Consider the following 6,684-nt stretch of genomic DNA (forward strand, 5'->3'; position numbering starts at 1 on the left):
GCCCCGACCCCTCCCCGCCTGCGCGAACACCTTCCACCCCGTGGCGCAGGACGGGCAAAACGGACACTGCTAGCCGTCGTCGTTCATCGCATCCGTGTGTGAGCGCCCTCACCGGCCGGGATCCGACGGCATCGCTGACGGGCCCACCACCGTCACACCGGGTCACCACCGACCGGCCACCGCTGAGACCCCCGCCACACCCCGCAGACGTGCCCCCGCCGGTCCGTGCGTTGACGGATGATGCGTGGTGCTGCCGGGAGCATCCCGGCCCGGTGCCCCGCGGCACCGAGGTACCGAGGGGGAGATTGTGCGATTCACCGGCCGGGTCCCCGGCGTCCTGTCGACCGTCCTGCTGGCAGCGGGAGCCGTGGCCGCCCCGCAGGCCGGCGCGGCGCCCGCCGCACCGTGCTCGGGCGGCCGGGTGCTGGACGTGGTCGCCCACCACGACGACGACCTGCTCTTCCTGGCCCCCGACCTGATCCACGACCTGGCGAACCCCGACGTCTGCGTGCGGACCCTGTTCCTGGTCGGCTCGTACTACAGCCGGGACGGCGTCTCGGCGCATCCCACGGACGCCGACAAGTACGCCTACATGGAAAGCCGTGAGGCCGGCGACCGCGAGGCCTACCGGGCGGCCGCCGGCATCCCCGGCGACTGGCAGCACGCGCCCTACTCGGCGGCGGGCGTGCGGGCGACGACCTGGTCGCTGGGCGGCCGGATCTCCACGGTCGAGCTGCGCGTGCCCGACGCCGCCGCGTCCAACGACGCCGGCACGATGTTCAAGGGCCAGCTGTGGGCGCTGTACGCGGACGGCCGGGAGGCCTGGCCCGTCCCGGGCGCGGACGCGCCGGTGCAGCAGCGGCTGAGCCGCGAGCAGGTCCTCGCCTTCGTCCAGGGCGTCATCGACGACTACGGGCCGACCGTGATCAACACCGAGGATCCGTCGGCGGACCACCAGCGGAGTTCCATGGACGGGAACTTCCACCCCGACCACGTCGCGACGACCAGGCTGCTGCTCGGCGCCCTGAACCGTCGCGGCGGGACCTGGCCGCGCATGACCTACTACCGGGACTACCTGGCCCGGGAGTCGGCCCCCAACCTGGACGGCCCGGCGCAGGCCCGCAAGCAGCAGGTCTTCGAGGCCTACTGCCCGTACGACGACGAGATCCACCGCGGCGGCACCTGCCGACCGGACTACGCCGACTGGTACCGGCGCCAGTACTACGCCGACTCGACGTGGCGGGGCTCCTACATCCTGCCCATGTCCTACGGCGTCGAGGACCCGAAGCTCGACCAGCGCTACCGCGTCGTGAACCGCTCCACCGGCCTCTACCTCGACGTCTCCGGCTCCTCGGTCGCCGACCAGGCCCCCCTGCTCGGCTTCTCCCCCACCGGGAACCCCAACCAGGCCTTCACCTTCAGGGCCGCCCTGGGCGGCTGGAACCTGCGCCCGGTGCACAGCGACCAGTGCCTGGACGTGACCGGGTCGAGCACCACCACCGGCACCCCCCTGATCCAGTTCCACTGCACCGCCGTCACCGTCGGCCCCGCCGACGTGTCACTGATGTCCAGCCCCAACCAGGCCTTCCGCGTCCGCGGCGACCGCACCGGCGGCTACACCATCACCAACGCCAATTCCGGCCTCGCCCTCACCTCCCCCGCCCGGGCCGGAGGATCGGTCACCCAGGCACCTGCCGCCGGCACCCCCGACCAGCTGTGGGACCTCGTCCCGGCCTGACCCGCGCCGTGGCGCCCCGGCCAGCTCATGACCCGGTGCGGCACGACCCGGTGCAGCAGCAGGGCCGGGCCGAGGGTGCCGGTGGGGCGGTCGCGGACGGCCGGCGGTCGCCGTCGGTGAGGCGGTCGGGGCCGGCGGCCTCGCGGGCGCGGGCGGCGATCTCCCGTCGGTGGCGCTCACGGCGCAGGGCCCGCTGGAGTTCGGGGTCGTCGTCCGGGTCGTAGAGCGCGGAGGCGGTGGCGGCGACGTGGTCGTGGATGCGCTGCCATTCGTCGCGGGCGGTGGCCGCGTGGAGGGCGGCCTCCTCCCCGGCGTCGGTGTACCGGTAGGCGGTGCGCTGGATCCTCCGGGCGGCGGCGAGGGCCTGGGCTATGGCGCGCGGGCTCGTCCCGGCGGCCCGGAGGCGGACCCGGTGCCGGACGTCGCCGAGCAGCCCCTGCTCCCGGTCGTCCGGGGATTCGCCCGTGGGCGTTACGGGGCGCCGGCACGCGGCCCGGCGGCGTGCCCGTCCGCCGACTGCGGGCCATGGTGTTCTTCCGCAGGAGGTACCGGAGCGGCCGCGGAGAAGGACGTCGCATGGTGTGGGTCGGCAGGTCCTCGGAGCTGGTGCGGCGGGCATGGGCCGTGAACCGGCCGCTGGCCGTCACCGCCGGCCTGATGGCCCTGATGCTGGTCATCGCCCTGGTGGGCCTCGTCGCCGATCCCCGGTCGGTCACGGGGCAGCCCGCCTGGGCGAAACCGGCCCGCTTCGCGCTGTCGATCGCCGTCTACTCCCTCACCCTGCTGTGGCTGCTCACCTTCGTCCGCGGCCACGATCGTCCCGTGCGGGTGGTCTCCTGGACGACGGCCGTGTCGCTGACCGTCGAGATGGCCCTGATCGCCGCCGCGGCGGCGTCCGGCACCACCAGCCACTTCAACTTCGGTACGGCGACGGCGACGGCGGTCTGGATGACGATGGCCGCCTTCATCGTCGCCACCTGGGCGATGGCCCTGGCGACCGTCGTCCTGCTGCTGCGCCAGCGGGTGCGGCCGCCGGTGTTCGCGTGGGGGCTCCGCCTGGGCATGACGGTGTCCGCTCTGGGCATGGCCGTCGCGTTCCTGATGACGCTGCCCACCTCCCGGCAGCGCGCGGCCGCCGCGCAGGGCCACGGTCTGCCCGTCGTCGGCGCGCACACCGTCGGGCTCGCCGACGGCGGCCCGGGACTTCCGGTGACCGACTGGAGCACCCTCGGGGGCGATCTGCGGATCCCCCACTTCGTCGGCCTCCACGCACTCCAGGTGCTGCCCCTGATCGGCTTCCTCCTCACCACCAGGCCGCGCGGGGTGTCCGCGCGCCACCGCGTCGCGCTGATGTGGATCGCCGCGCTGGCCTACCTGGGCCTGGTTCTCCTCCTCCTCCGGCAGGCGCTGCGCGCCCGGCCGCTCACCGCCCCCGACACGGCGGCCGTGGCCGCGTTGCTCGCTCTCGCGGCCGCCACCGGGACGGCCGTCCTCGCGGTCCGCCGCCACGGCCGCGGCACGGAAAGCCGTTAGGCACCCGCGTCACCGGCCTGAACCGCCGGTGCCCCGGGGGCGCCGGGGTTGTCCCTGGGGGTGCGTATCGTCCGGGGCGGCAGGCACCACGGACGTGAGAAGGAAAGGGGCGGGCATGAACGAGGTCCGGCAGGAGACCCGCGAGTACCTCGACGGGCTGTTCACTCCGGGTGTGCGGATCGGCGGCGATCCGCACACCCCGTACAGCTGGATCGAGATCGCCGAGCTGAAGGAGGTCACCACGATCCGGCTGCCGAGCGGGCGGCTGGTCGTGGACTCGCCCTGGAGCACCGGGGCGCCGCGCGAGCTCGCGGTCCGCGTGCCGCCCGGCGAGTACCCGGTGGACGTCTCCTGGGCCGACTGGCCCCGCCTCGCCGACGGCTACTACACCGAGCACCGGATGTGTGCCGCGACGCGCCTGCGCGTGCGCGACGAACCGGTGGCCACCTGGCAGCTCGCCCTCGGCGTGGGCGAGGACCCGGCGCTGCGCTCCGCCGGCGCGGGGTACGACGCGGAGGAGGCGATGGGCTGCTTCGCCGACGCCACCGCCTGGCAGGCGCTGACCGGGCCCTTCCGCCAGGGTCCGGCGGCCGAACGGGGCACCGAGGACCTCTGCGAGGGCCACTTCGAGCTCCTCCGCGACGAGGAGCACCGGGCCGACCTGCTGACCTTCGGCGTCCCGGAAGGCTGGGGGCAGGTCTGGGAGGGCCTGGCCCGCGACGGCGGGATCGCGGCGATCGTCGCACCCGGCCCGGTGCCCACCAGCCCGTGGGACTGAGCGGTCCGGCCGTCGTCCGCGGCCGGGCGCGGGCGGCCCGTGCCGAGGTCAGCCGGCTTCCGGTGCCGGGCCGGGGTGGGCGGTGCCCGCCATCGCCTGGGCGTGCAGGCAGGCGCGGGCGTGCGACAGGGCCGCGGCGGCGTCGCGCAGGTGGTGGTTGACGACGGGGAGCAGGGTGCCGCGCAGGCGGTCGGCGGTGTGCAGTGCGGCGGCGGCCTGTTCCAGCAGCTCGCCGGCGCGGTGTATGGCCTGGCCGCGGTCGCTGGCGCGGTACTCCTCGGCGAGGGCCGCGGCGGCATGGGCGAGTTCGCCGACGCCGGGGTCTTCGACGGGTTCGGCGCCGAAGAACTCCAGCACGGACGCCAGTTCTGCCAGCCGGGCGTTGCGGCGCTTGTCCCACCAGGTGCTCACGTTGCGATCATGCACCACGACGCACCGCGATGTGGGGGGAACGGGTCAACTTCCCTGCGCGGGGGAGAATCCGGCCCGCCGGGGTGGGTGACCGGCGCTTCCGGCCTCCGGGGGCGGCGCCGGGGGCGTACGCACGACCGGCGCGCGCCCCCAGGACGGCGCGCAGCGCCGGGCGGTGCGGGATCCCCCCGCCGCCCGCACCGGGTCAGTAGCCGTCGTACGGCTGGCAGCCGGGGCAGACGTCGATCTGCACGCCGGGTGCGGGGCAGGGGTAGAACCAGCCCGCGAGAGCGGCCCGTTGGTGGATCAGCGGGCCGTCGGTCTCGGCCCTGCCGTCGTGGAAGACGGCACCGCACCCGCGGTCGCAGGTCATGGTGCCGATCGGGCGGGTGTCGGCCCCCGCGAACGTGACAGCCATCTCGGCTCCTCTCTCCCGGCTGTCAGTCTGCCGACCCCGGCGGGCGGTGAACAGGCCGCGGCGGAAGCGGCGCCGCCGAGGTGGGCGCGGGCGCCGGGCCGCTGGGCCGCTGGGCTGCTGGGCCGAACCCGTAACGAAGTGGACAAAGTAGGATGGCTGAACTCCCGCGCTACGCGCGAAGAGTTCCATAAATGTTCTATTTGCCCGTTTCATTCTCCCGCTTCACACGCACGGAGCCACCCTCATGGACAACCTGTCCACCGTCGACGTCGACGGCGCGATAGAGACCCGCGGTATCGAACCCGTCCCGGACCACGAGCGCCGGGGCAGAGTCCGCGAGCTCTTCCCGACCTGGGTCGCGGCGAACATCAGCGTCCTGCTCCTCACCATGGGCGCGGCCCTGGTGGTGTTCAACCAGTTGAACTTCTGGCAGGTCCTGATCGTCGCCGCGTGCGCCGCACTCGCCTCCTTCGGCATGGTCGGCGTGCTGTCGGTCTCCGGGAAGTGGGGCGGCGCCCCGGGCGCCACGCTCTCCCGGGCCACCTTCGGGGTGCGCGGCAACCTCTTCCCCGGCGCGATCCTCTGGGTCGCCCGGTTCGGCTGGGAGACGATCAACGCCGTCACCGGCGCCTACGCCGTGCTGACCGTCCTCGACCTGATGTTCGGCGTCAAGAGCAACACCGCGCTGATCGTCATCACGCTGTTCGCCTTCGTCGCCTGCACCTTCCTGGTCTCCGGCATGGGCCGCAAGGCGCTGAACGTCTGCAACACCTGGTCGACGTACCTCTTCGGCGTCTTCAGCGTCCTGGTCCTGGGCTACCTGATCGCGACCATGAACTGGAGCGAGGTCTTCTCCAAGCCCGCGGGCACCACCGCGATGATGATCGCCGGCATCGGGACCATCGCCGCCGGCGGCATCAGCTGGGTCCCCACCGGCCCGGACTTCGCCCGCTACCTGCCGCACTCCGCCTCCGGCCGGAAGATCGTCGGCGTGACGGTCTCCGGCGCCGGCCTGGTGATGGTGCCGATGGTGCTGATGGGCGCCGTGATGGCGGTGGCCTCGCCCGGCCTGGCGCAGGCCGCGGACCCGGTCTCCTTCCTCGGCGACCTGCTGCCGACCTGGCTGGCCGTGCCCTACCTGCTGACCGCGATCGTGGGCATGCTGCTGATCAACAGCCTCTCCATGTACTCGGCCGGCTTCACCGCGCAGACCATGGGCGTGAAGCTGCCGCGCGCCACGGCCGTCAGCATCAACGCCGTGATCTCGCTGGTCGGCGGCCTGCTGCTGATGCTGGTCGCCAAGAGCTTCCTGGGCTCCTTCATCACCTTCCTGATCCTGCTCGCCGTCTCCTTCTCGGCCTGGATCGGCGTCTACGCGGTGGACATGTTCCGCCGCCGGTCGCGTGCGGTGCGCTACGACGCCGCCGCGCTGATGGACACCAGCAGGAACAGCCCGTACTGGTACAAGGCCGGCTTCTGCTGGCAGGCGATGGTCTCCTGGGTGCTCGCGCTGCTGATCGGGCTCGCCTTCACCAAGTGCGACTGGTTCGCCGGCCCGTTCTCCGACACCCCGATCGGCAAGTACGGGCTCGCCTGGGCGGCGACCATCGTGATCTCCGGCGCGATCATGGCCGTGCTCCCCGCGCCCCGGGAGAACACCCCTGCCGCCACCACCGCCGAGCAGCCCGCCGACGTCCCGGCGGAGCGCACCGAGCGGGTCACCGTCTGACCGCACGGCGCGAACTCCCGTACGCCCGGACCGGCAGGGGGGTGGGTTTCCCCAGCCAGCACCCCAGAGGTCTTTGT

7 protein-coding genes are annotated in these 6,684 nt (G+C 73.4%); 4 read left to right on the forward strand and 3 right to left on the reverse strand.

What is annotated here, in order from left to right; translation table 11 throughout:
• Nucleotides 1-307 precede the first annotated feature (307 nt).
• The gene (locus ACFVGO_RS39045; RefSeq protein ID WP_380636908.1) at nucleotides 308-1,738 is read left to right on the forward strand and encodes an RICIN domain-containing protein; all 1,431 of its coding nucleotides are present in this window, start codon (nucleotides 308-310) and stop codon (nucleotides 1,736-1,738) included.
• Between the two features lie 25 nt (nucleotides 1,739-1,763).
• Here the strand turns inward: ACFVGO_RS39045 and ACFVGO_RS39050 are convergent, their stop codons facing one another.
• Nucleotides 1,764-2,357, reverse strand: coding sequence for a hypothetical protein (locus ACFVGO_RS39050; RefSeq protein ID WP_380636910.1), 594 nt, complete (start codon nucleotides 2,355-2,357; stop codon nucleotides 1,764-1,766).
• On the opposite strand from ACFVGO_RS39050, the gene ACFVGO_RS39055 reads away from it, so the two are divergent.
• Nucleotides 2,315-3,271, forward strand: coding sequence for a hypothetical protein (locus ACFVGO_RS39055; protein ID WP_380636912.1), 957 nt, complete (start codon nucleotides 2,315-2,317; stop codon nucleotides 3,269-3,271). The two genes, ACFVGO_RS39050 and ACFVGO_RS39055, sit on opposite strands and share 43 nt — an antisense overlap.
• Nucleotides 3,272-3,386: 115 nt before the next feature.
• On the forward strand, nucleotides 3,387-4,049 hold the full coding sequence (locus ACFVGO_RS39060) for a DUF4241 domain-containing protein (RefSeq protein ID WP_359915110.1): 663 nt from the start codon (nucleotides 3,387-3,389) through the stop codon (nucleotides 4,047-4,049).
• A 48-nt stretch (nucleotides 4,050-4,097) separates the two neighbouring features.
• Here ACFVGO_RS39060 and ACFVGO_RS39065 read toward each other — a convergent pair whose 3' ends face one another.
• Both ACFVGO_RS39065 and ACFVGO_RS39070 read right to left on the reverse strand, forming a co-directional pair.
• The gene (locus tag ACFVGO_RS39065) at nucleotides 4,098-4,460 is read right to left on the reverse strand and encodes a hypothetical protein (RefSeq protein WP_380636914.1); all 363 of its coding nucleotides are present in this window, start codon (nucleotides 4,458-4,460) and stop codon (nucleotides 4,098-4,100) included.
• A 205-nt stretch (nucleotides 4,461-4,665) separates the two neighbouring features.
• The gene (locus ACFVGO_RS39070) at nucleotides 4,666-4,878 is read right to left on the reverse strand and encodes a hypothetical protein (RefSeq protein WP_359915105.1); all 213 of its coding nucleotides are present in this window, start codon (nucleotides 4,876-4,878) and stop codon (nucleotides 4,666-4,668) included.
• A 244-nt stretch (nucleotides 4,879-5,122) separates the two neighbouring features.
• On the opposite strand from ACFVGO_RS39070, the gene ACFVGO_RS39075 reads away from it, so the two are divergent.
• On the forward strand, nucleotides 5,123-6,607 hold the full coding sequence (locus ACFVGO_RS39075; RefSeq protein WP_359915102.1) for a cytosine permease: 1,485 nt from the start codon (nucleotides 5,123-5,125) through the stop codon (nucleotides 6,605-6,607).
• The last annotated feature ends 77 nt before the right edge of the window (nucleotides 6,608-6,684 follow it).

Origin of the sequence: Kitasatospora sp. NPDC057738 (assembly GCF_042798815.1) — a bacterium.
In the GTDB taxonomy this organism is placed as follows: domain Bacteria; phylum Actinomycetota; class Actinomycetes; order Streptomycetales; family Streptomycetaceae; genus Kitasatospora; species Kitasatospora lactacystinica.